23 protein-coding genes and 2 pseudogenes are annotated in these 23,245 nt (G+C 72.6%); 16 read left to right on the forward strand and 9 right to left on the reverse strand.

Annotation, left to right across the window (positions count from 1 at the left end):
- The first annotated feature begins 14 nt into the window (after positions 1-14).
- Together ACFY01_RS36580 and ACFY01_RS36585 are read left to right on the forward strand one after the other, a co-directional pair.
- A complete protein-coding gene (locus ACFY01_RS36580; protein ID WP_390740152.1) occupies positions 15-1,205 on the forward strand; it encodes an aminotransferase class I/II-fold pyridoxal phosphate-dependent enzyme in 1,191 nt (396 codons plus the stop codon).
- A gap of 112 nt (positions 1,206-1,317) precedes the next feature.
- Positions 1,318-2,235: an SGNH/GDSL hydrolase family protein gene (locus ACFY01_RS36585; RefSeq protein WP_390740072.1), complete on the forward strand. Its 918-nt coding sequence runs from the start codon at positions 1,318-1,320 to the stop codon at positions 2,233-2,235.
- A gap of 18 nt (positions 2,236-2,253) precedes the next feature.
- Here the strand turns inward: ACFY01_RS36585 and ACFY01_RS36590 are convergent, their stop codons facing one another.
- Complete coding sequence (locus ACFY01_RS36590) at positions 2,254-3,486, reverse strand: acyltransferase family protein (RefSeq protein ID WP_390740073.1); 1,233 nt, start codon at positions 3,484-3,486, stop codon at positions 2,254-2,256.
- A 199-nt stretch (positions 3,487-3,685) separates the two neighbouring features.
- Here ACFY01_RS36590 and rpmG point away from each other — a divergent pair, with 199 nt between their 5' ends.
- The 3 genes from rpmG (at position 3,686) to ACFY01_RS36605 (ending at position 5,537) form a co-directional block, all read left to right on the forward strand.
- Positions 3,686-3,850, forward strand: a complete 165-nt coding sequence (rpmG, locus tag ACFY01_RS36595) for a 50S ribosomal protein L33 (protein WP_361807056.1) — start codon at positions 3,686-3,688, stop codon at positions 3,848-3,850.
- Positions 3,851-3,893: 43 nt separating this feature from the next.
- Positions 3,894-5,099 carry an MFS transporter gene (locus tag ACFY01_RS36600; protein WP_390740074.1) on the forward strand — a complete coding sequence of 402 codons (1,206 nt, stop codon included), beginning with the start codon at positions 3,894-3,896 and terminating at the stop codon, positions 5,097-5,099.
- A gap of 75 nt (positions 5,100-5,174) precedes the next feature.
- Complete coding sequence (locus tag ACFY01_RS36605) at positions 5,175-5,537, forward strand: hypothetical protein (RefSeq protein ID WP_390740075.1); 363 nt, start codon at positions 5,175-5,177, stop codon at positions 5,535-5,537.
- A 129-nt stretch (positions 5,538-5,666) separates the two neighbouring features.
- On the opposite strand, the gene ACFY01_RS36610 is transcribed toward ACFY01_RS36605, so the two are convergent.
- The 4 genes from ACFY01_RS36610 to ACFY01_RS36625 all read right to left on the reverse strand — a co-directional run bounded on the left by ACFY01_RS36610 (position 5,667) and on the right by ACFY01_RS36625 (position 10,405).
- On the reverse strand, positions 5,667-7,550 hold the full coding sequence (locus ACFY01_RS36610) for a hypothetical protein (RefSeq protein ID WP_390740076.1): 1,884 nt from the start codon (positions 7,548-7,550) through the stop codon (positions 5,667-5,669).
- Positions 7,551-7,615: 65 nt separating this feature from the next.
- The gene (locus ACFY01_RS36615; protein WP_390740077.1) at positions 7,616-8,446 is read right to left on the reverse strand and encodes a transferase; all 831 of its coding nucleotides are present in this window, start codon (positions 8,444-8,446) and stop codon (positions 7,616-7,618) included.
- A complete protein-coding gene (locus tag ACFY01_RS36620; protein WP_390740078.1) occupies positions 8,443-9,708 on the reverse strand; it encodes a glycosyltransferase family 4 protein in 1,266 nt (421 codons plus the stop codon). The genes ACFY01_RS36615 and ACFY01_RS36620 overlap by 4 nt, the downstream gene beginning before the upstream one ends.
- Before the next feature lie 121 nt (positions 9,709-9,829).
- On the reverse strand, positions 9,830-10,405 hold the full coding sequence (locus ACFY01_RS36625; protein ID WP_390740079.1) for a DUF3455 domain-containing protein: 576 nt from the start codon (positions 10,403-10,405) through the stop codon (positions 9,830-9,832).
- Positions 10,406-10,611: 206 nt separating this feature from the next.
- Here ACFY01_RS36625 and ACFY01_RS36630 point away from each other — a divergent pair, with 206 nt between their 5' ends.
- Entirely contained in the window at positions 10,612-11,085 is a 474-nt protein-coding gene (locus tag ACFY01_RS36630; protein WP_390740080.1) for a carboxymuconolactone decarboxylase family protein, read from the forward strand.
- On the opposite strand, the gene ACFY01_RS36635 is transcribed toward ACFY01_RS36630, so the two are convergent.
- Positions 11,061-11,366, reverse strand: a complete 306-nt coding sequence (locus ACFY01_RS36635; protein ID WP_390740081.1) for a hypothetical protein — start codon at positions 11,364-11,366, stop codon at positions 11,061-11,063. The genes ACFY01_RS36630 and ACFY01_RS36635 overlap by 25 nt on opposite strands.
- Before the next feature lie 105 nt (positions 11,367-11,471).
- Positions 11,472-11,882 (reverse strand): hypothetical protein, encoded by a 411-nt coding sequence (locus ACFY01_RS36640; RefSeq protein WP_390740082.1) that lies wholly within the window; start codon positions 11,880-11,882, stop codon positions 11,472-11,474.
- Between the two features lie 164 nt (positions 11,883-12,046).
- Between ACFY01_RS36640 and ACFY01_RS36645 the strand changes: the two genes are divergently transcribed.
- From ACFY01_RS36645 to ACFY01_RS36670, 6 genes and pseudogenes are all read left to right on the forward strand, one after another.
- On the forward strand, positions 12,047-12,901 hold the full coding sequence (locus tag ACFY01_RS36645) for a GNAT family N-acetyltransferase (protein WP_390740083.1): 855 nt from the start codon (positions 12,047-12,049) through the stop codon (positions 12,899-12,901).
- Positions 12,902-12,994: 93 nt separating this feature from the next.
- A pseudogene (locus ACFY01_RS36650) lies at positions 12,995-13,785 on the forward strand (hypothetical protein); the annotation flags it as partial.
- Positions 13,786-13,917: 132 nt separating this feature from the next.
- Entirely contained in the window at positions 13,918-14,223 is a 306-nt protein-coding gene (locus tag ACFY01_RS36655) for an alpha-L-rhamnosidase C-terminal domain-containing protein (protein ID WP_390740153.1), read from the forward strand.
- A gap of 68 nt (positions 14,224-14,291) precedes the next feature.
- Complete coding sequence (locus ACFY01_RS36660) at positions 14,292-14,492, forward strand: DUF6229 family protein (protein WP_390740084.1); 201 nt, start codon at positions 14,292-14,294, stop codon at positions 14,490-14,492.
- A 99-nt stretch (positions 14,493-14,591) separates the two neighbouring features.
- Positions 14,592-17,438, forward strand: coding sequence for a type 2 lanthipeptide synthetase LanM family protein (locus ACFY01_RS36665; protein WP_390740085.1), 2,847 nt, complete (start codon positions 14,592-14,594; stop codon positions 17,436-17,438).
- A gap of 89 nt (positions 17,439-17,527) precedes the next feature.
- Positions 17,528-18,904, forward strand: coding sequence for an alpha/beta hydrolase (locus ACFY01_RS36670; RefSeq protein WP_390740086.1), 1,377 nt, complete (start codon positions 17,528-17,530; stop codon positions 18,902-18,904).
- Between the two features lie 18 nt (positions 18,905-18,922).
- On the opposite strand, the pseudogene ACFY01_RS36675 reads toward ACFY01_RS36670, so the two are convergent.
- Positions 18,923-19,625: pseudogene (locus ACFY01_RS36675) on the reverse strand (LysR family transcriptional regulator).
- Between ACFY01_RS36675 and ACFY01_RS36680 the strand changes: the two are divergent.
- A complete protein-coding gene (locus ACFY01_RS36680; protein WP_390740087.1) occupies positions 19,609-20,013 on the forward strand; it encodes an SRPBCC domain-containing protein in 405 nt (134 codons plus the stop codon). The pseudogene ACFY01_RS36675 and the gene ACFY01_RS36680 overlap by 17 nt on opposite strands.
- A gap of 18 nt (positions 20,014-20,031) precedes the next feature.
- On the opposite strand, the gene ACFY01_RS36685 is transcribed toward ACFY01_RS36680, so the two are convergent.
- Positions 20,032-20,805 (reverse strand): CAP domain-containing protein, encoded by a 774-nt coding sequence (locus tag ACFY01_RS36685; RefSeq protein ID WP_390740088.1) that lies wholly within the window; start codon positions 20,803-20,805, stop codon positions 20,032-20,034.
- 471 nt (positions 20,806-21,276) lie between these two features.
- Here ACFY01_RS36685 and ACFY01_RS36690 point away from each other — a divergent pair, with 471 nt between their 5' ends.
- The 3 genes from ACFY01_RS36690 (at position 21,277) to ACFY01_RS36700 (ending at position 23,236) form a co-directional block, all read left to right on the forward strand.
- The gene (locus ACFY01_RS36690) at positions 21,277-21,735 is read left to right on the forward strand and encodes an ATP-binding protein (protein WP_390740089.1); all 459 of its coding nucleotides are present in this window, start codon (positions 21,277-21,279) and stop codon (positions 21,733-21,735) included.
- Positions 21,732-22,190 carry a Fur family transcriptional regulator gene (locus tag ACFY01_RS36695; RefSeq protein ID WP_390740090.1) on the forward strand — a complete coding sequence of 153 codons (459 nt, stop codon included), beginning with the start codon at positions 21,732-21,734 and terminating at the stop codon, positions 22,188-22,190. The genes ACFY01_RS36690 and ACFY01_RS36695 overlap by 4 nt, the downstream gene beginning before the upstream one ends.
- A 146-nt stretch (positions 22,191-22,336) precedes the next feature.
- Positions 22,337-23,236, forward strand: coding sequence for a serine hydrolase (locus ACFY01_RS36700; RefSeq protein ID WP_390740091.1), 900 nt, complete (start codon positions 22,337-22,339; stop codon positions 23,234-23,236).
- Positions 23,237-23,245 lie beyond the last annotated feature (9 nt).

Genomic DNA, 23,245 nt, shown 5'->3' on the forward strand with positions numbered 1-23,245 from the left:
CCTGCGGCAGTTCACTGTCGATCAAGACAGCCATGCTGGCCGTGGCGGGACCCGGCGAGAAACTGCTGTTGTCCCGCAACGCCCACAAGTCCGTGATCGCGGCCGTCGTCGTCAACGGGGTCGAGCCGATCTGGGTGCACCCCAAGTTCGACACGGAGCGTCATATCGCCCACCCGCCGGAGCCCGACGACGTACGCCGCCGCCTCCGGGAACATCCGGACGCCAAGGGCATGCTGCTGATCACGCCGACCGACTGGGGCACGTGCGCCGACATCCAGGGCGTGGCCCGGGTGTGCCACGAGTTCGACGTGCCGCTCATCGTCGACGAGGCCTGGGGCGCGCACCTGCCGTTCCACCCCCGGCTGCCGGCCTGGGGCATGGACGCCGAGGCCGACCTGGTGGTCACCAGCGTCCACAAGATGGGCGGCGCGATCGAGCAGAGTTCCGTCTTCCACCTCCAGTACGACCGGGTGTCGCCGGAGGCCCTCAAGCAGCGGGAGGACCTGCTCGGCACCACCAGCGCCTCCACCCTGGTCTTCGCCACTCTCGACGGCTGGCGCCGCCAGATGGTCGAGCACGGGCACGAACTCCTGGAGAGCGCACTGCACCGGGCGGAGCGGATCCGCACCGCCGCCGCGGAGCTGCCGGGCCTGCGGCCCATGGGCCGGGAGGTCCTGGACGCGGGGCTCGCCGCCGAGTTCGACCCGCTGAAGATCGTGATCGACGTACGCGGGCTCGGTGTCAGCGGCATGCAGGCGGCCGAGTGGCTGCGGACCCAGCGGCACGTCGACGTGGGCGGCTCCGACACCTGCCGCATCAGCGCCTCCATCACCCACGCCGACGACGACGAGACCGAGAAGGTCCTGCTGGACGCCCTGCGTGCCCTCGTCGAAGGAGCCGGCTCCATCGAACGGCGGCCACCGGTCCATCTGCCCGAGCCCTCCGCTCTGGAGCTGGAGCAGGCCATGCTGCCGCGCGAGGCATTCTTCGCCGAGGTCGACCACGTGCCCGCGGAGCGGGCCGCGGGCCGGATCTCCGCGGAGATGATCAGCCCGTACCCGCCGGGAGTGCCCGCTGTGGCCCCCGGCGAGGTGATCACCGACGCGGTCCTCGACTATCTGCGCAGCGGCGTCGAACACGGCGTACTGATCCCCGACGCGGCCGACCCCTCGGTACGGACCTTGCGCGTGGTGGCCCGAAAGTGAGCTGACCCGCTGACCGGAACCCGATAGTCGGTCCCCGCCCCTGGCTTCGCGGACGTACCCGACGGTATACAAGCCCCGTCGAACGTGCGAAGGCACCAGGGGGAGGAATCCGATGGCGGACGGCAGGTATCCGGGCGGAGCGGCGCGACGGCGGCGGACGGTGGCACTGGGGGCGGCACTGGGCGGGTGCGCTCTCGTCGCCGCCTCCACAACGCCCGCCGCCGCGAACGGAGTCGGCGGGCACGGCCGCGACACGCGGTACGTGTCGCTCGGCGACTCCTACACCTCGGGTCCGCTCATCCCGCGGCAGGTGGACGCGGACTGCGCGCGCTCCGACCACAATTACCCCTCGGTCGTGGCGGCGGAGCGACACGTGACGGCGTTCAAGGACGTCAGTTGCAGCGGGGCGACCACCGAGGAGATGTGGAAGCCGCAGGGTTCCAACGCCCCGCAGCTGAACGCGCTGCGGCGGGACACCGACCTGGTCACGGTCCAGATCGGCGGCAACGACATCGGCTTCGGCTCGATCATCCAGACCTGCGCCCGCCTCGGCTCCCAGGATCCGACGGGGGACCCGTGCGAGCGCTACTACGGCTCCTCGGGGGTCGACCAGCTGGCCGTGACCATCGTGCGGACCGCCCCGAAGATCGACCGTGTGCTGCGGGCCGTGCGGGCCAGGGCCCCGCACGCGCGGGTGCTCGTCGTCGGCTACCCGGACCTCCTCCCCGACGACGGCAGTGGCTGCTTCCCCTCCGTACCGTTCGGGGCGCAGGACTTCCCCTACCTGCGGGACACCGGCAAACGGCTGAACCTGATGCTGCGCATGGTGGCCGCGTGGAACCACGTCGAGTACGTCGACACCTACGGCCCCACGCGCGGCCACGACATGTGCAAGGCGCCCGAGGACCGCTGGATCGAACCGCTCCAGCCGGCCTCGCCCGCCGCACCCGCGCATCCGAACGCCAAGGGTGAGGACGTCATGGCCCGTGCCGTACTGGCACGTCTGGGCCAGGGGCATGGACGCCGTTGAGTGGTCCGACCGGGTGATTCAGTCGGTCGTCGCGGTCGTCGCGGTCGTCGCGGTCGTCGCGGTCGTCGCGGTCGCTGCGACCGGTGACCGGGTGTCCGTCGCCGGTTTCCGGGCCGCGGCGGAACGGGACTTGCGCAGGAGCAGCCGTCGCGCGGGGCGTTCCACCGCCTCGTACAGGACCCAGGACAGTCCGAGGGACACGGTGAACGCGACGACGGTGACGGTGAGGGCCGTCGGCAGGCCGAACCGCGGGGACTTGCCGAGGAGGACGGTGCCGGTCCGGATCACCAGGAGATGGACCATGTAGAAGGCGAAGGACAGTTCGCCCAGCCGGACCAGCCGTCGGTGCCGCCACAGCGACGGCAGGCCCTGCACGTCGGCGACGGCTGCCGCCGGGATGAGCAGGGCGAAGCCGATGATGGTGCAGACGGTGGCCTGGTACCCGGGGGTGACCTGCGGGACGAAGAAGTAGCCGATGATCGCCAGCGCGAGCGAGGCCTCCAGACCGGGCCCACGCCACCGGCCGAGCAGCACCAGACGGGCGGTCGCGGCGCCGAGGACGAACTCGGGCAGACGGGCGGCGGGGAAGGAACTGATCGGCTGGCTGAACCAGTGGTGCGACTCGGTGTGGGCGAGTGCCAGTACCGCCAGTGCCGATGCCCCGGCGAGGGCCGCCGATCCCCGGGCGCCGAGACGGCGCAGCAGGAGGGCCAGCAGCGGGAAGGCGGCGTAGAAGAAGGCTTCGCAGGCGAGGGACCAGCTGACCGGGTTCAGGGTCTGCCACCACGGGCGCCACCACGAGTGCACCAGCAGCACATCGGCCAGTCCCTGGCGCAGCGTCGGCCTCGCCAGGTGGACCGGCGTGCAGGTCATGAGCAGCGCGATCGCGACGGTGACCAGGTGCACCGGGTAGACACGGGCGATGCGCCGCCACCAGAAGCCGAGCGCTCGGTCGTTCGGGCGTGCGGACCACGTCAGTACGAATCCGGACAGCACGAAGAAGAAGGACACTCCGCTGGCCCCGGCTCCGAACGCCCACGTCATGACGCGGCCGCCGGTGCCGCCGAAGTAGCCGAAGTTGTGCACGTGCAGTCCGAAGACCAGCAGCGCCGCCATCCAGCGCAGCCCGGTGAGGGAGGGGAGCGAGGTCATCGAGGCAGGCGCGGTGGACGGTGGGATCTTCGTACCGGGTCCGGCGGTCGCGGCGGCGGTGGCGGGCGGCGTCCGGGTCGCCGTGGTCGCCGTCGTCATGGAGTCTCCTGCCGGGGGATGTTCACGCGGGGCATGAAAGGGAACGTTGCCCATTCGGAACTGTTCATTCCGTTCCCGTGCGAAACATCACACCGCTGCCGAACCAGAAGGCGGGAATTCCACCCGGGAGCCGGTGGTTGAGCCTGTTGCTGACATGCTCGGATCAAGATCGAGCGTGTGGTGAACGAAGGAGGACCTCATGGCCCGCAACACCGCGCGCCCCGTCGTCAGACTGAAGTCGACGGCCGGGACCGGCGTCACCTACGTGACCCGCAAGAACCGTCTCAACGACCCCGACCGGCTCGTACTGCGCAAGTACGACCCCACGGCCGGGAAGCACGTCCTGTTCCGCGAGGAACGCTGAACCACGAGTGAGCCGCCGGACGGCAGGATGCCTATGGTGAGGTGTGGTCAGAAGTGACGCCGAGCGTCATCCACGGAGGCGCCGGCCGGGGTACAAGTCCGCGGCCGGCGTCTTCGCCGTCGGCATGCTGGGCACCACCCTGCCCACGCCGCTCTACGGGCTGTACCGGGAGCGGATCGGGTTCTCCGAACTGATCGTGACGGCGGTGTTCGCCGTCTACGCGGTGGGCGTCATCACCGCACTGCTGGTCGCCGGCGGCTTCTCCGACGTGCTGGGACGGCGCCCGGTGCTGATGTCCGCGCTAGGACTGTCCGCGCTCAGCGCGCTCTGCTTCCTGTTCGAGGGCGGCCTGCCGCTGCTGTACACGGGGCGGGTGCTGTCGGGTTTCTCCGCGGGGCTGTTGAGCGGTACGGCCACTGCGACCGTCCTCGACCTGGCACCGCCGGGACTGCGCGCACGGGCCGGACTGGCGGCGACCGCGGCCAACATGGGCGGCCTCGGCCTCGGCCCCCTGCTCTCCGGCTTCCTGGCCGAGTACGCGCCCTGGCCGCTCGAACTGCCCTTCGTCGTCCATCTCGCGCTGCTGGCGGTCGCCATGACGGTCACCTGCCTGCTGCCCGAGACCGTACGCCACCCCGGCCCCCGGCCTGCGCTGCGGCCGCAGGGCATGACGGTGCCACCCGAGGTGCGGGGCGTGTTCCCGTCCAGTGCCCTCGCCGCCTTCGCGGGTTTCTCCCTGCTCGGCCTGTTCACGGCCGTGGCCCCCGCCTTCCTCGCCGAGACGCTGGGTGAGCGCAACCTGGCGGCGATCGGTGCCGTCGTCTTCTGCCTGTTCTGCGCCTCCACCTGCGGACAGCTGCTCATGGGACGCGTCGGTGCCCGCCGAGCCCTGACGTGGGGCTGCCTGGTACTGGTCGTCGGCCTCCTCCTCGTCGGCGCCTCGCTGCTCCTGACGTCCCTGCCGGTGCTGCTGGTGGGGGCGGCGACGGGCGGTGTGGGCCAGGGCATGGCCTTCCGCGCCGGTCTGACCGCGGTGAGCTCCGCGGCCCCCCAGGAGCACCGCGGCGCCACCATCTCCGCGTTCTTCGTCGTCGCCTACGTGGGGATCTCGCTGCCGGTCGTCGGGGTGGGCGCCCTTGCCGTGACCCTGGGCGTACGCGACGCCGGGATGGTGTTCGCCTGCTGCGCGGTCCTGCTCGTCGCGGCCGTGGGCATCCGCGTCTGGCGCCGCCCGCCACGGGAGCTGTGACGCGCCGCCCGGCGGACGGAGTGCCGGCCGCGTGTCACACGGCCGTCGCACCCGGCCCTGCGGCAGGCTGACGAGGTGAACGCCGACCGGTCACGGGCCGAGATCCACGTGAGCATCGCACTGTGCACCCTGACCGTGACATCCGGCGCGATCGACGCGATCACGTTTCTCGGCCTGGGGCAGGCACCCGGGATCGCCGCCGCCCGGCCGGGCCGCGGGGGACGGCGGTGGTTCGTGATCGCGCTCACCGCCGAGGTGGCGGTGCTGTGTGCCACCGGCCTGTACGCCGTCGCCGCCGGCGGCACTGGGCAGCTCCCCGGACACTCCATGGCCCTCACGGCCGTGGCGCTCGCCTTCGCCATGGGATGGCGCACCCGCGTGATCAACCAGGCGGGGTCCCGGACATGCCCACCACGGCCGTCCAGATCACGCTGGTGAAGGCCCTCACCGTCGTGCTGTCCTTCCGCTCGGCGGCCCCGAGACAGCCGGTCCTTCAGCGGGTGCGCCGGATCGCGACCGTGCTCGGCATCTCCGGGCGCCTCCGCCCGGACCGCCGGGTGAACAGGGTCAGTTCCTGCGCAGGACCCTGTTCGCGCCTGCTGCGGCCGTGGTGGCGAGGAGCCAACCCGCGCTGACGAGCACGACGGCCGCCCACTGCGCGGGGCCGCGGGCCGTGAACGCCGGTTCCTGCCCGAAGTCGACGACGGGCAGCAGCAGATCCAGGGTGTATATGGCGGGCTGGAAGTCGGGTCGCGCGCCGTCACCGGTGAACTGCGGCGGCCAGGTGGCGAAGACGGCGGTGCCGGCCGCGAACAGCGCGGTCAGGAGCCACGCCGCCCGGGCCGGCCGGTAGCCGTAGCCGACCGTGAGGTCCTGCACGACGCTCCAGAGGCGGGCGGGCCAGATGAGCGTGGTGCGGATGCGGCGCTGCTCGGCCAGCAGCACGGTGCGGGCGTCGGCGTCCCGGCCGTGCTGCCGGTAGGTGGCCGCCAGCTGCTCGTACGGTTGCAGGGCGAAACCGGTGGGGTCCCGGTCCAGCCAGGGCAGCCGGTCGCCGCCGGGCAGCGTCGGGTGGACGCTGTCGTACACCAGGCCTTCGAGGAGCAGCGCCCGCGGCCAGCCCGCCGGGTCGTCCCGCAGCACGCCGACCCGGGTGTGCCTGAGGTCGACGGTGCCCACGGGGGCTTCGCGGGGCTGGAGCGCCAGCTCGGAGGCCGTGGAGCGGCGGCAGGTCAGCGCGGTGCTGCCGCTCGGGACGTCGAACAGGGCGTCCTTGAAGCAGAGTTTGGCTCGCACGGTGATGCTGCTGAGCGAGATCCGGCCGTGCGCGGTCAGCCCGTCGCAGCAGTTGAACTCGGCCCCCACCTCTATGCCGTTGGCCCGCAGCGCCGGCCCCGCGAGGCCGGTGAGATCCGCGCCCTCCAAGAGGACCGAACCGCCGATCCGGGCGTCGCAGAGGTCCACGGTGCCCTGCGCGACGAACCCGCCACGGCAGTTGAGGGTGCCGCCGACGTGCAGGCGCTCGGCTGTGAGCGCCGTGCCGTCCGGGTGGTGCAGCCGGGCCCGCTTCAGCACGACACTGCCGCGCACCGTCGTGTCCCTCAGGTCGACACATCCGTGCACCACGAGCCCGCGGCCCGCCTGGATGTCACCGCCGACCGTGGCACACAGCAACTGGAGCGCGGGCTCCCGGCGTCCCTCGCCCGTGCCGGTGAGGGTGCTCTCCTCCAGGTGCAGGGTTCCGCCGATCGAGGCGCCGTAGAGGTCGATGCCGCCCTCGCTGGTGAAACCGAGATCGAGGTGGAGCCCGCCGCCCACACTGAGTTCGGCTGCCTGGAGGCAGGCGTCGGCGCCCCGGATCCGCGCGCCGCGCAGGGTGAGCGCGTCCCGGATCTGGGCGCTGGTGAGCCGCACCGGTCCGGCGCATTCGAGGCCGACAGCGGAGAAGCCCTCGTCGACGGAGAGCGACTCGGCGTCGATCGCGGGCCGCCCGTCCGAAGCAGCCGTCCGCGAGCGGTTCAGTGACAGACGTGTGCCCACGCTCAGGGACCGCAGATCGAGCGTGCCGCCGATCACGCTGTCCGCGAGGACGCATTCCCGATCGATCCGGGTGCCCACCGCCGTGAGGCCGGGCAGCGCGCAGTCCCTCAGCTCCAGGGCGTTGAAGTGCCCGCCGTCGAAGCAGGGCACCTCGTCCAGCCGACAGGACCGCAGGCGGATCGCGCACCGGACGTCCGCCTCGGCGAGATCGAGCCTCCCGGTGATGCGCGTTCCCGCCAGGCGCAGCCGGGCGAGGCTCCCCGGCACCGGCCGGGGCGCGGCGACGAGCAGCCACCGTACGACCTCGGCGCGCACTTCCGGCACGTCGTCGCACCACTCGCCCCGCCGGAACGCCTCCCAGAGACGGCGTTCGTGCGGCTCCCAGGCATCCGGCGGCCCCTCGTCCGACACCGCGCGTCTCCCCCTTCGGCCCAGCGCCAGTGAAGCACCGCATGGTTACCCGACCCGGATCGGCCTCACGCCTGCGCCGCCGGGCGACCGGCCTTCGCCACCTTCACGGAGAAGTCGTTGTCGACCGTGTAGTAGGGGGACACCACCGCGTCCCCGGTCGTGGTCGCCGGGTAGACGAACACCTCCTTGCGGTCCGCCACGTCGTCGAGCAGTCGGGCCAACCGGATGAGAGGTGCCTCTGCCGCGGGGCGGACGAACACGTCCCAGACGCCGCTGCCGGTGCTCGTGCCGACGGCGAGCTCCTCGTGGTCGAGGACGAAGGAGAGGCTCCGGCCGTCGTCTTGCGGCTGTGGCCGAAGAGTGCGTACGGTGCCGTCGTCGCGCAGGCGCAGGTGGACCACCGCCCCCTCCTGGAGATCGGCGCCGTGCAGGCGTGCGGCGACCGTCGTCGACCGGTCCGTGATGTCGACGCGGCCGGCCTCGGCGTGGGCGGGGCGCAGCCAGGCGCGCACGGCGAGATGACCGTCCTTGGTGCCGTAGGGGATCCGGACGGCGAGCGGTGACGGCCGGTCACGCAGGTGGCCGTCGACGAGGGCCCGCAGGTCGCGCAGGCCCGGGCGCAGCCGGACCCGCGGGGAGTCGGGGTCCGGCAGCAGGTACACGTCCCAGCGGCCCTCCGCGAGCACGGTGGGCGGTTCCAGTGTGGCGCGCGAGCCGTGGCCGGAGGGTTCGAGGCCGAGGACGTGGCGGGTCGTCTCGGGCTGTCCCTTCTTGGGGCGGAGCCGCAGGAGCAGTCGCTGGCCCTCGGCCGCCGGCAGCGGCAGGTCGAAGGTGATCCGGCCGTCCGCGCCGACCGTACAGGCGACGCGTGGCTGAGCGTTGTGTTCCGTGCTCATCGTCCTGCCCTCCGTACCCTGCGCATCACGCCGTTCGCCGCGACCCGCGCGGCGTCGCGGGCGGCGAAACCCCGGCTGGTCAGTACGCGGCCCACGTGAGCGCGTTCCCGGGCGAGCGGGTGTCCCGCCCGCCGGGCCGAGACCGCCGCGGTCAACAGGTTCTCGGCCTGTTCGAGTACTGGGCCGGGAGCGTACCGCCGCGCGTTCTCCATGGCCGCGCGTCCCGCACGGCGACGCCGCTCGTCGTCGCGTACGAGTTCCAGCAGGGCGGCGCCCAGGGCGGCACGGTCCCCGACCGGCACCAGCCGGCCGTCGACGCCGTCCTCGATGATCTCACCGGGTCCGTGGGGGCAGTCGGTGCTCACCACCGGCAGACCGCAGCGCATCGCCTCGACGATGGTCATGCCGAACGGCTCGAAGTCCGAGGCGGCCGCACCGATCGAGCCCTTGACCCACTCCGCCTCCATGGGGGCCGCCGGACCCATCAGGTGGACGTTGTTCCACAGCCCCAGCTCCATGATGAGCCGGCGCAGCCGGTCGCGCTGCTCACCCTTGCCGTAGATGCGCAGCTGCCAGTCGGGGTGCTCGGCGGCGACCACGGCGAAGGCCTCGATGAGGAGGTCGTACCGCTTCACCGGGACCAGCCGGCCGGCCGCGACGACCACCTTGGCGCTGCCGTCCGCCGTCGGCAGGGTGGGATCCGGCACGCTGTTGGGGAGGTTCTCCACGCGGACGCCGGGCAGTCTCATCTGCCGCCTGTACGCGGCGGCGTCCGCCTCGGACACGGTGGTGAGCACATCGAGCCGGGGGTAGGCCCGGCGCAGCGAGGTGCGCAGCTGCGGCGAGTGGTTGTCCAGGGTCAGGTGCTCCTGCCCGACGCGTGCCACGTGGCGGGGTGCCTGGAGCGCGAGGTGCACGTTGAGGCCCGGCCGGGTGCCGATCACCACGTCGGCGTCGGTCGCGGCGAGACACGCGGCGATGCGCTCGTCCGTCAGCTCGCTGTACTGCTTGTACCGGTACTCGGCGCGGGGAAAGACTCGCGCCGGTCTCAGCTGCTGGGGATGCTCCTTCTCCTGCCGGAGGTCGACCAGCGGCCGCAGCGACACCCTCGGGTCCAGGGCGGAGTGCGGCCGCTCCAGGTGCCGGAACACGGAGACGATCTCCACGTCGTGCCGGTCTGCCAGCGCCTGCGCCAGGTTGAAGGTGGTGGTGATCGTGCCTCCGATCCCGTAGGCGTTGTGCAGCAGGAAAGAGATCTTCATAGGGGCCTAGACCATGCCGTCTTCCGCGTGGTTGCTTCTTGTTACCGCTTCGTGATGCCGCTGTCGGGCTGCGTAACCGCAAGCGGGGTAGGACGAGTGGCCCGCTTCACCGGTTCGGCGGTCATGGACGCGAGGGTGCGTAGAAGAGGTACGTGGCCGAATAGGGGACGCCGGCCTGGCTGTTGTCCGTGCAGGATCCCGCCGGTGCGAGGCCTCCCTCGGTGTGGAGGCGCTGGATGTAGGAGACGGAGCCGAACATGCCGTCGCCGCGGGTGGCCGTGGCCTTGAGCAGCAGTTCCGGTACTGCGTCATCGTGCGGGACGCTAGCGCCGGGGACGGCGGAGGCGTTGACCGCGCTGCCGTCGACGGTGGAGATCCACACCGGGCCCTTGCTGTGCAGGGCGACAGGGCGGTGTCGCGGGTCGTGCTCCTTCCAGAGGTTGGCGGCGGGCTCCAGGAAGGTCCAGGAACCGTTGACGCAGGTGTAGGTCTGCACGCCCTGCGCGACGAGCGAGGCGATCCGCTCGTTGCCTTCGGGCACGCGCAGCTGCGGGGGGATCGCGGTTTCGTGGGCAGCGGCGGAGGTGTGGGCCGTCGGGTGGTCGGCCGCGTGACCGACCGTGGCGGCCCCCAGGACCGCCGCGGCTGCCGTGGCGAGGCTTCCGGTCATGAGCGCGGCGCGCTTGGTGAGCATCATGCGGGATCGACTCCGGGCGTCGTGGCTGCTGGATGTGGGCTGAGGCGCTGACTGACGCGTGCACGGGACGGTACGGACCGGATGCGCAGCGTGTTCAGCCGCGTATGCGAGAGGGGTGTGACTCACGTCACGTCCACAGCTGTCACATTCAGGCGGGCCGTTCAGTCAGAGAGACGTAAGCACCAGCAACCGCAGAGGAGTCCGTCATGGAAGCTCGCCTGAACGCGTTCGGTATCCCGGGTGTGGCCAAGTTCCTGAAGCACCTCAACTCGGCGGGCAAGGTGGTGTCGGATTCGACGCTGCCGGCCGCGACGCAGGAACTGGTGAAGATCCGCGCCAGTCAGATCAACGGCTGTGGCTTCTGCACCGACATGCACACCAAGGACGCCGCCCACGCCGGGGAGACCTCGGTGCGCCTGAACCTGGTCGCGGCCTGGCGCGAGGCCACGGTGTTCACCGACGCCGAGCGCGCCGCGCTGGAGCTGACGGAGCAGGGCACCCGCATCGCCGACGCGGCCGGCGGTGTCTCGGACGAGGCCTGGGCGAACGCCGCCAAGCACTACGACGAGGACCAGCTCGCCGCTCTCGTCTCCCTCATCGCCCTCATCAACGCCTACAACCGGCTGAACGTCATCGTCCAGCAGCCCGCCGGCGACTACCAGCCCGGCCAGTTCGGATAAGCCGGCCGAGGGGGAGCTCGTCCGACGCTCTGGTCGCAGGTGACGTCTGCGGCGGGCAGGTGCCCGGTGGTGACCAGGACCGCGGCCCCCGCGATCCGGTCGCGGGCGGTGAGGGTGTGCAGCGCGCGACGGACCTCGTCGTGCGGACCGCAGCGGCCGGGCGGGTGCGCGGCGGGCGGGCGCGCGGTCGCCACCGGTGTCGCGGCCGGCACGAGGGCCGTCACCAAGGCCGCGAGACCACGGCGGCGGCCGGGTGCGGAGCTGGGTAAGCAGGTTGCCATGCCACCTCACGCCAGGCACCGGCCGTCACACGATCACTCCGGCTGACAGCCGCATCGGAGGTGGGACAACCCCCGCCGGGACACGGTGGAACACCCCATTGAGGACTACGCGAGCCAGAGCGATCCGCGTCGGTGACGTGCCGGCGGCACGTCCACGGCCTCAGCGGCGTCGAGGGCCAGTTCACCGGCGGCGGTGTTCACCAGCCGCAGCACATTCCCCAGTTGGGTCCGCAGCCGCTGTCGTGCCCGGCGTTCCTCCAGCGCGGACCACTGTGCGACGCAACGGTCGTGACCGTGACGGGCGAATGAGCGGAAATCCACCTTGCGGCGGACCGCACGGGGACGGGGCCTCCTGGATTCCCGTGCCGCGTCGGTGAGGCTGCGGGCGCTGTACCTGAGGTCGTACAGAACCACGGAACGCCAAGGGCTCCCTGGTCGGTGGTCATCGGCGTCCCGGCTGTGCGCGGCGGGAACGTGGTGGGCGGTGCGTGCCACGGGGACTCCGTAGGTAGTCACCGCCAGGTATCTCCTGGCGGCTACCTGAAGCCCGCCGGTCCCTTCGAGCGTGAGATCTCCATGCCCGCGACGATATCCCGCCGCATCCCTGAACGGGCCTTGCAAGCATGGGATTTCGGGGACGAGGGATTTCCGGATGCGGCGCACCGCGTCACCGTGGTGGGATGCGGATCATGAGTGACGCGCTGCGCGACCGTATCGAGCGGTACTACGCGACCGTGCCCCTGCTGTTCGCCGACGCCGAGGACTTCGGCCCGCTGCGGCTGTTCGTACGCAAGGAACCGGGAACCCCGTACTACGGCGGCCCGAGCCACGCTCAGCCCACGGCGGAGGGCGCCTCGGTGGTGAACGGCGCGGACATCGCCCGGGTGCGCGCCCGGCAGCGGGAGCTCGGCGTGCCGGAAGCCTTCGAATGGCTCGCCGAGACGGCACCGGCGCTGCGCTCCCGTATCGAGGACGCGGGCCTGCCCGTGGCGGAGCGCCCGCTGATGGCCCTCGACCCGCACCGTGCGATCCCGCGGCAGCCTCTGCCCGAGGGCGTGCGGCTCCATGTGCTGACGGCCGAGGACCCGGCCCTGCCCATGACCCTCGCACTGCCCCGCTTGGCCTTCGCCCGCGCGGGCACGGCCGTGGGCCCGGCGGGCGGAGCGGAACTCGCCACCCAGGCCGGGGAACTGACCGCGGACGGCACGGTCGAGACGATCCGCCCGTCCCTCCGCGCCGGACACAAGACGCTCATCGTCGCCCTGGGTCCCGACGGCACCCCGCTCGCCGCCGGCCACTACCATCCGGCGAACGGCACCACCGAGATCGGCGGTATCGGCACTCTGCCCAGCGCCCGCCGCCAGGGCCTGGGCGCCGCCGTCGCCGCGGCTCTGGCCACCCACGCCCGCGACCGCGGAGTGCGCACGGTCTTCCTCGCCTACGCCGACGACAGGGTGGCCCGCATCTACTCCCGCCTGGGCTTCCGCCCCGCCGGCAGCACTCTTCTGATCGCCAACCAGCCCGCCCGGTCGTAGTCGCGTCCGGCACGCGGACCGCCGCGCACCGACAACACCTCCGCCGGCGACTTCACCGGCTCCGACCCGCTCGTCAACGGCATCCGCTCGCTGATCCGGCGGGCGATCGAGGGCAACATGATGAGCGTCCTGACCGACTGCCCCAGCCGGGAGAAACTGGGCGGGACGTGGCCGACGCGCAGACCCAGGACGGGCTGATCCCCAGCACCCTCCCGGAGTGCACCAGCCTGCCCGGCGCCTACCGCGACGACGCCAACTGGGGCGGCGCGTTCGTGCTCGTGCCCTGGCAGCTGTACACCACCTACGGCGACCGCGACACACCGCGCACCTACTACCCGCGCATGCGGCAGTACGCCGCCTACCTGGAGCGCCAGGTGAGCGGCGGCATCCTGGACCACGGCCTGGGCGACTGGTTCACGCCCGACCGCACCTTCCCACGGGCGGTGGCCGGCACCTACGGCTACTGGCGGGTCGTCGACGGCCTCAGCCGGATCGCCGGCGTCCTCGGTGACCGGGCGGCGGCCGACGAGTACCGGGCGAAGGCCGACGCGAGCGCCAAGGCCCTCGCCGCCAAGTACTACGACGCCACGACCGGCACCTTCGGGGGCGGCGGCCAGGGCGCCGAGGCGCTGGCCCTCGACACGGGCGCCTACCCGGCGGGGGAGGGGGACCGGCTGCTCGGCCACTTCACGACCGCCGTCAAGTCCGCCGGACACCACCTGCTGCTGGGCGAGATCTCCCTGCCCGCCGCCTTCCGGGTGCTGTCCGCCGCCGACCGCGACGACCTCGTCCACGAGATCGCCACGCAGACGACCAGCCCGAGCTACAGCCACCAGGTACGGGCGGGCGACACCACGCTCGGCGAGTCCTGGGACGGCGGACCGGGCCAGTCACAGAACCACTTCACGCTCGGCGCCATCGACTCCTGGTTCACCGAACGCGTCGCCGGCCTCGCGCAGACGGCCGACTCGGTCGGGTACGCCGAACTCCTCGTGGATCCCGCGGTCGAAGGCGACATGACCTCGGCCGCCTCCCACCGCACCCCCTGCGGCAGCGTACGCACCGCCTGGACCCGCCGTGCCGACCGTTTCCGGCTGACCGTGGACGTGCCCGCCGGGAGCACGGCGGAGGTCCACGTCCCGCGTCCGACGGCAGTGCCGAGGCACCGGCGGGAGCGCGCCTCCTGCGCACCGGCGACACGGAAACGGTGTACGAGGTGGGTTGCGGCCGCTGGCGGTTCCGCTCGACGTTGCCGCAGGCCTCCCACGGGCAGCCGTACGCCACACCAGCACCGTTCGACTGTGGCCGAATCGCACATCTGACGGGCGTTCGAATCCCGCGATACTCAGGGCGGGCAATCCGTCCCAATCCCCTCGTTTGGAGGCCATCCATGCCCCAGACCAGAGTTTCCACCGCCGCCGTGCTCGACGCCTGGCTGTCCGGCGCCGAGTGCGCGTACGGGCAGGCCAACCCGGCCGGACCCCTGTACGTCGGCGGCACGGCGGCCGAGGCCGCGCTGACCGACCCGAGCGACTCCCTCTACGGCTTCTGTTCCAGCCCGAGCGGCTCCCACGGCAGCTGGTGCTGCTGATCACCTGAGGCACCTTCACAAAAGCACAGGCGCGGGGGACCGCGTGCCGAACCACGGCGCGGTTCCTCGTGCTCCTTTCTGGCATCAGGAGGGTGGACGGTGAGCGGATCGGTACCGGTGGAGCCGGGCACGAGCGACGAGAAGCAATGGTTCTCCCGGCCCGTACGAGCCATCGCCCGCCCGTGGCGGGAGGAGCTGGCCCGGCGGCTGGCCGCCGTGGACGGCCTGGGCCGGGCCGAACGCGAGGCGGTGCTGGACGGCGGGCACAGTGCCCTGCTCAGGTCGCTGCACGCCAAACTGTCCCGCCTGTTCCTGATCGAACTGCGCGCGCTGCACATGACAGCGGGCGGCGGACGGGCCGCCGAAGGCGCAGGCGCCGTGGCCGACACGGAGACATGGGCCGAGTTCATCGAGCAGGCCGCCCAGGAGGGCTATCTCGACCGGCTGGCCGGCCGGTACCCGACCGTGGCCGGGCGGGTCGCGTCGGTGGCGCGGCTGTCCGTTGCGGCGACGGCCGGTTTCGCACAGCGGCTCGCCGCGGACCGCGAACTGCTGCGTCCGCTGCTGGACGGACCCGCGGGGCAGCTGCGCGCCGTCGCGTTCGGAGCGGGCGACACCCACCGCGGTGGACTGACGGTCAGCCGGGCCGACTTCGCCGGTGGAAGCGTCATGTACAAGCCCCGGCCGTCCGGTACGGACGTGGCCCTGGGCGCGCTGCTGGACGAGCTCTACGCGGACTTCCCCGGCGCCCCGGCGCCGGACGAGCGCATCAGGGTGCCGCGGACGCTGCCGCGCGAGGGCTACGGCTGGGCCGAGTTCGTCCGCCACCGCCACTGCGCCGACGACTCCGAACTCGCCGCCTTCTACCGCAACATGGGGCACTGGCTGGCCGTGCTCCGGTTCACCGGCGGCACCGACATGCACGCCGAGAACATGGTCGCCGCGGGCCCGGTGCCGGTGATCGTGGACGCCGAGACGCTCTTCGACGCCCCCGCGCCCTTCCCGCCCAGCGGCCGGGGCGACGCGGTGGACGTGGCGGCGGCGGCCATCCGCCGCACGGTGCTGCGTACCGGACTGCTGCCCGTGCGCGGCACCGGCTTCGCGCTCGGCGGGGTGGACATCTCCGGGGTCGGGGCGCTGCCCGGCCAGCAGCCGCTGATCCCGAACCCGGTGATCGCGGACGCCGGCACCGCGGCGGCCCGCTTCCAGGTGGAGCTGGTGGCGATGCCCCCCACGAACAACCACCCGAGCCCCACCCCGGTACTGAGCCTGTACTGGGACCGGATCCTGGCCGGGTTCCGCGAGATGACCGCGCATCTGCACCGGCCCGGGACCGATCCCCACCAGCTGCTGCGCCGCTTCGAGGGCGCCCGGGCGCGGCGGATCCTGCGGCCGACGCAGGCGTACGTCGACATCGGCCGGATGCTGTGGCACCCGGCGTCGTTGCACGACGAGACGGCCGCCGTCGAGCGGGCCCGGGACATCCTGCGCCGCAACGCCGAGGTGCTGGCCGGCGCGCCGGCCGACCGCCCGGCCGTCGACGGCGAGATCGCGGACCTGCTGGTCGGTGACATACCGATGTTCACCTTCACCGTGGACGCGGCCGCCGTCCGGACCACCGTCGAGGACTGGCGCACCGCCGACCTGGCGCTGGAGGAGTCGGTGATCCAGGACGCGCTGGTGGGCGCGTACCTGAACGAGCGTTCGCTGCCCCAGCGGGTGCAGGCCGCCGCCCGTGAACCGCACGCTCGTGACCGGGAGCGGCGGCGCCGCGACCTGGCCGCCCAGATGGTGCGGCGGCTGTGCGACGGGGCGGTGCGCGGCGAGGACGGCACGGTCACCTGGATCAGCCCCGTCTTCACTCCCGCCGGGTGGTCCATCAGGGTGCTGCCCGCCGACCTCTACACCGGGCAGGGCGGGGTGGCGCTGACCCTCGCGGAGTACCTGACGCAGGTGCGGGCCGGACGCGCGGACGACGTGCCCGGGGTCGCCGAGACGTTCGAGGGCGCGCTGCGGGTGCTGGTCTCCACCGAGGACCGGACGCCGACGCCGTCGGCCGGGGCGTTCAGCGGTGCCGCCTCCCAGGTGTGGACGTGGCTGGCGCTGCACCGGGTGCTCGGCGAGGACTGGCTGCTGGAACGGGCGGCCGCGAGGGCCCTGCTGCTCGCGGAGGGCGGCCGGCTGGTCGAGGAAGACATCGAGGTGGACCTCCTCAACGGGGCGGCCGGCGGCATCGTCCCCCTGCTCGGCCTGGCCGCCGCGACCGGACAAGACCGGTGGCTCGGCGCCGCCGCGCACATCGGCCGCCGGCTCACCGGGTCGGCCACCGTCGACGGTGGCGGCGCCCGCTGGACGACCCGGCTCAACCCCGAGGGCATCGGCGGCTTCGCCCACGGCGCCACCGGCATCGGCTGGGCGCTGACCCGGCTCGCCCTCGGCGGCGCGGGCTCGCCGGCCGAACGGCGCGACTGGACGCACCTCGCCGAGCGGGCCTTCGCCTACCAGGAGTCCCTCTACCGACCCGAGCACGGCAACTGGCTCGACGTCCGTGTCGGCGCCGAGGAAGACTTCTTCACCAGCTGGTGCCACGGCAGCGCGGGCGTGGGCACCGGCATGCTCGACCTCCACCGGCGCACAGGGGATCCCGCCCACCTCGACATGGCCCACCGCGCCGCCCGCGCCTGTGCCGCCGAGGGCTTCGGCTGGAGCCACACCCTGTGCCACGGCGACCTCGGCCTCTGGGAGTTCCTCACGTCCATGAACTTCGGCGACCCGGCGGCGCTCGACGGCGAGATCCTCACCGGTCTCGAACAACGCGGCCCGGTGGGCGGCCTGGCCCGCGAGGCGTTCTCCCCGAGCCTCATGTCCGGCCTCGCGGGAGTCCTGCACACCCTTCTGCGTATGCGTCCCGGGGCCGCGCTGCCCAACCCACTCCTCCTCGACTGACCAATGTTGTGCATCAGATTGACGGCTGCAATAAAACTGCCCTAGATTCCGACGTGCTCCCGCCCCCACTCCCACCAGGAGCCGCCGTCATGCGCAGCCGTCTGCGTCTCTCCCTCGTCGCCCTCGCCACGGCGGCGGTCACCGCCCTCACGGCCGGTTCCGCCCCGGCGGCCGTGCGGGCCCAGGCCGCGAACTCCGGTCATCTCACCGGCACCCTCGCCGACGGAGCCACCTGGATCGCGGACGTCCCCGCCGACTGGAACGGCACCCTGCTGCTGTTCAGCCACGGCTTCGGCCCGCTCGTCGCCCGCGACGCCCCCACCGACGCCGTACGCGACGAACTCCTCGCCCAGGGATACGCGCTGGCCGGCTCCTCCTACGACCCGCACGGCTCGATGTGGGCCCTGGCCAGTGCGGAGCGCGACCAGTTCGCCACCCTCGACGCGGTCACCGCGCGGATCGGCACACCGAGCCGCACCCTCTCCGTCGGCAGCTCCATGGGCGGACTGGTCAACGCCCGGATCGCCCGCGACGGCGCCGGTCGCGTCGACGGCGCGCTGGGCCTGTGCGGGCTGGTGGCCGGCGGCACCGACCTGGACAACTACCAACTCGACGCCGAGTACACCCTCGCCCGGCTGCTCCTGCCCGGACAGGACGTCAAGCTCGTCCGGTTCGGCTCCGCCGACGAGGCCGCCGCCACCGCCCAGCAGCTCACCACGGCCGTCACCGCCGCACAGGCCACACCGCAGGGTCGCGCCCGCATCGCACTGGCCGCCGCCTTCCTCAACCTCCCGGCGTGGGCACCGGGCCGGACCGCCCCCGCGCCCACCGACTGGGCGGGCCAGCAGGAGCAGCAGTACGCCTGGTTCGCGAGCGGCATCCTGTCCTTCGTCGAGGGCGGCCGGTACGCGGTCGAGCAGTCCGTCGGCGGCGACAACTCCTGGAACCGGGGCGTCGACTACGCCCGTCTCCTCGCCGGATCCGTCCACGCCCCACAGGTCCGCGCCCTGTACCGAGCGGCGGGGCTCGACCTGCACGCCGACCTGAAGGCCCTCACCTCGGGCGCCGGCATCACCGCCGACCCGGCGGCCGTCCGTACCGCCGAACGCACCTCCTCCGCCGGGCAGGGACTCGCCGTACCCCTGCTGGACGTACACACCACCGCCGACAACCTCGTCCCGGTCGAGCAGGAGCGCCGGTTCGCCGACCGCGTCCACGCGGCCGGCCGGGCCGCGCTGCTGCGCCAGGCCTACGTCGAGCGCCAGGGCCACTGCACCTTCACCACCGCCGAGACGGTCGCCGCCCTCCACGCCCTCGAACACCGCGTCGCCTCGGGCAGCTGGGACGCCGCCGACCCCGCCGCCCTGCAACGGTCGGCGACCGCGCTCGGCCTGGACGGAGCGGCGTACGTCGCCTACCGCCCGGCGCCCCTGACGGTGGGCCGCGCAGCCGCACACCACCGCTGACGTCAGGCCCGGGAGCCGCTACCAACCCCGGGCGGCATCCCGCAGGGTGTCGCGGACCCGGACGACGTCGGGATTGCTCTCGGCGCCGGGCCGTTGGACGAGGAACAGCGTGTTCAGCGGGGATTCCTCCGGATCGCGCAGGAGGGCGAGGCGCCCGGAGTCCAGGTACTCCTGGCAGAGCGAGCGGGGCAGCGCGCTGAAGCCGCCGCCCGCGTTGACCGCGGACAGCACCGCGTACAGGTCGGGCACGGTGACCGCGGCGCGCGCGGTGAGCTGTCTGCCGAAGACGGTGCGCCAGTAGCGGCGCACGATGGGCAGGTCCTCGGCGTACGTGACGAGGGGGATGTCGCGCAGGGCGGCGCACACGTCGTCGGCCTGCCGACGTGCGGCGATGCGACCCGCCCAGGCCGGGGCGGCGACACAGCAGTTCCGACGGGCCCGCGAGGTGCACGGGTACGGGCGCGGCGCGCCCGGCGAGCGGGCCGCCGCCTTCGACGGCGGCGAGCGCGTCGAGGGGGTCCGCGATCTGGGCGGCGAGTTCATGGGCGAGCGGTGTGGGGTCCACGCCGCGGGGGAGCCGGATGAACAGCTCGCGGCCGGTCTGCTGCTCCAGGGCGCGGATCTGCGCGGTCACGGTCGGCTGGGACAACCCCAGCGCGGGCGCGGCGGCGGTGAAGGTACCGGCGCGGTAGACCGCGAGGAAGGTGCGCAGCGGGTTCAGGTCGCCGTACTACGACAACGTCGCCGACATCTCCTTCCCGGGCGGCGGCCCCGAGCTGCGGGAGGGCCTCGACTTCAGCTTCGGCACCTTCGGCTTCCCGCCCCTGGACGCGCACGTCGTGGAGTTCCAGGCCCCGGCCCAGGGTGTCCCGGGCCGCCTGTCGTGGACCGCGAAGCAGGGCGGCGAGCCGGACGAGCGGCTCGACGTCCTGCACGCCTGGCTGGTGGAGGACCTGCCCGGCGGCCGGGTGCGCTTCCTCACCCAGGAGACGCAGATCGGCCGGCCCGCCGCCGAGCCGGCGAAGCAGACCCCCAACCCGATGCTCAACGGCCACCAGGCCTGGCCCGACGGCCTGGTCCGCGCCGCCGCCGGCACGCTCGGCGCCTGACCGTCAGCGGGCCCCGGCCTACCGGGGCGTGCCGAAGTCCTGGGTCCAGTAGGAGTTGGGCTGTGCGAGGCCCACGCCGATCTCCTTGAAGGAACAGTTGAGGATGTTCGCGCGGTGGCCGGGGCTGGACATCCAGCCCGCCATGACCTGCTCGGGGGTGGAGTACCCGTAGGCGACGTTCTCGCCGTAGGCGCTCCAGCTGTAGCCGGCCCTGGTGATCCGGTCGCCCGGGGACGATCCGTCGGACCCGGTGTGCGACATGTTCTGGTGGGCCGCCATGTCCGCGCTGTGCGCCTGGGCGGCCTTGGCGAGGGTCGCGTTCGAGGTGAGGGCCGAGCACCCCGCCTTGGCGCGCTCCACGTTGACCAGCTGGATGACCCGGGCGGCGACCCCGGAGGCCGTGGCCGTCGGCTTCGGGGTGCTCGGGGTGCTCGGCGTGTTCGGCGTTCTCGGCGTCGTGGGGGTCTTCGCGGTGGGCGCGGTGGGCGCGGTGGCCTTCGGCGTGCTCGGGGCGGCCGGGGCGGTCGGGGCCTTCGTCGCCGGTGGAGCGGTGGGGGTGCTGGGCGCGGTGCCGTCCCAGCGGTGCTTCCAGTGGCGGTACCACTGGAGGTCCCGGTCGGTGTTGCCCTGCCACTGCACGGCCGTGTCCGCCGTCGTGCCGGGGAGTGGGTCTCCGCCGCCGGCTCCCCAGTCGGTACAGGCCATGGCGACGGACGGCACGCCCACGGCTCCTACGACGGCGGCGGTGACGACTATCCGCCGGTAATGCTGGATCTTGCGGTGCTTTCCCATGCGTGACCTGCCCTGAACTGCGACGATGTCCTGCGGGTCGTCATTCTTGGGAGGGCCTGGGACAGAGCGCAAAGGGCCCTTGGTACTACCCGGGTTCGTAGACTTCCGCGGCCCTTGCCAGAGGAGTGGGGGCGTGCTGGTGGCGCTGCCTCGGCCGGTGGAAGGGCCTGATGACCCGTCAGCAGCCTTTGCGGAGCGCGAACGGGCGAGAACCCCTGAACGGGCGGAATGCCGTCAAGCCGAACGCGAGACGTGTCCGCACCAAGACGGACAAGTCTCCTATGTCGCCGGAGCGCCCTCTACTAAGCGGAACGGCGAGGTCGTGGGCGCGGGGTGAGGGATGTCACGGAACCACCGGTTCCAGATGCGTGTGAGTCCAGAAAAATGACGCCATCCACAGACTTGACCGACTCCAGAAAAGGCGTACGGTTTCAAGTGAGATCGCACCCGTCCCCCGAAGGCACGCCTCCCATGGACCGCACAGTCCCCCGCGAACCCCACCAGAGCGTGGCGTCCGATGCCCCCCTGGCCGGGAGCGGCCTGGAATCGTTCGTCGGCGGACCGTGGACCCTGCCGTGGTCTCCGACCGCGTGCGCCCGGGCGAGGACCGCCATCCGCGACGTACTGTCCCGATGGGGGCTCACCGACCTCGCCCCGACCGCCGAGCTGCTGGTCAGCGAGCTGGTGGCCAATGCCCTGCGGCACGCCGACGGTCCGCTGAGCCTCACTCTGGAGTGGGTCTCCGATGTGCGCTGTCTGGTGAGCGACGGCTCCTCGGCGCCTCCCCGTCCGCGCGACCCGGACCTCGAGGACGAGACCGGCCGAGGCCTGGCGCTGGTCGATACGCTGGCCACGCGGTGGGGCTGGACGTACGGGCCCGTGGGCAAGAGCGTGTGGTTCGAGCTCTCCGTGGACCTGGCGGCGGCATGACGACGACGTCCACCACCGACGAGCCCATGGCGCTGGCCGCCGCGCGGCTGCGTACGGCGGGCATGCGGGTGACCGCCCCGCGCATGGCCATGCTGACCGCCGTCCATGAGTCGCCCGGCCACCTCGACGCCGACGCGCTGCGTGAACGTGCCCAGCGGATCACCGGCCACCTGTCCCTGCAGGCCACGTACAACGTGCTGCGTGCGCTCACGGACGCCGGTCTGGTCCGGTGCACTCAGATCCCCGGCCACCCGGCCCGTTACGAGACCGAGCGCCACGACAACCACCACCACTTCGTGTGCCGCGCCTGCGGCGCCATCCGCGACGTGGAATGCACGGTGGGTGCGGCCCCCTGCATGGAGCCGCGGCTGCCGGACGAGTACGACACCCAGGAGGCCGCGGTGACGTTCTGGGGACTCTGCCCAGACTGCCGGGCCGCCACCCCGGCCTCCTGATCGACGCCCCTCGGCCGAGCTGTGAAACCCTTCACAGTTCGCCGCGAAACGGGCTTTTCGTGGCGACGGTCACCTCGCGCGGCAGGCAATTTGTTTAGGTTCGCGGGACTGTGCCACTCTCCCGCGAACTGCCGAGGTGCCTGCCGATGCCGTACCGCCCCTGCCTCCTGCCGCACAGGCGTGCCGCGATGTGGGCCGGCGCCGTCGCGACCTCGGTGGCGGGGTTGCTGGCGGCCGGGACGGTGGACCCGTCACCGGCAGCGGCGGTAGAGGCGGCCGCGCGGTCCGACGCCGCCACCACACGGTCGGACCCGGCGACGGCCGCTTTCCTCGGGCAGGTGCGGCCGCAGGGGAAGGAACAGGTGACGGCCGCGGCACTCGACCTCGACGGCACCGGCCGCACGCCCGCGGTGTACGGCGACGACGTCCCTTACGACACCGCCAGCATCGTGAAGGTCGACATCCTCGCCGCGGCACTGCTCCAGGCCCAGGACGCCGGCCGGAGTCTCACGAAGCAGGACCGGGCCCGGGCGGAAGTGATGATCGAGCGCAGCGACAACGACGCGGCGAGCGCCCTGTGGCGGCGCATCGGCCTGGCGCCCGGTCTGGACGCCGCGAACAAGCGGCTGGGGCTGACCTCGACGAAGGGCGGTTCCGGCACCGACTGGGGGCTGACCCGGACGACGGCGAGCGACCAGATTCGGCTGCTGCGCGACCTCTTCGACGCGGACTCCGGTACAGGCGGCGCCTCCCCGGCGCTCGACGCGGATTCCCGCACCTACATCCGCACGCTGATGGCTCGTGTCGCCGCCGGGCAGGCCTGGGGTGTCTCGGCGGCCGCCGACTCCGGATGGGCGCTGAAGAACGGCTGGCTGCGGCGCAGCGCCACCAAGCTGTGGGACGTCAACAGCGTCGGGGAGATCACCGCGGACGGGCACCACTATCTCGTGGCGGTCCTCTCGAACGGGAGCACGACGATGGGGGACGGCGTCTCCCTGGTGCAACGCGCGGCCCGGGCGGCCGTCTCCTCGGCGGCCGCCCACTAGTTCGCGTCG

It is taken from the genome of Streptomyces sp. NPDC001480 (assembly GCF_042894725.1).
Taxonomy (GTDB): Bacteria; Actinomycetota; Actinomycetes; order Streptomycetales; family Streptomycetaceae; genus Streptomyces.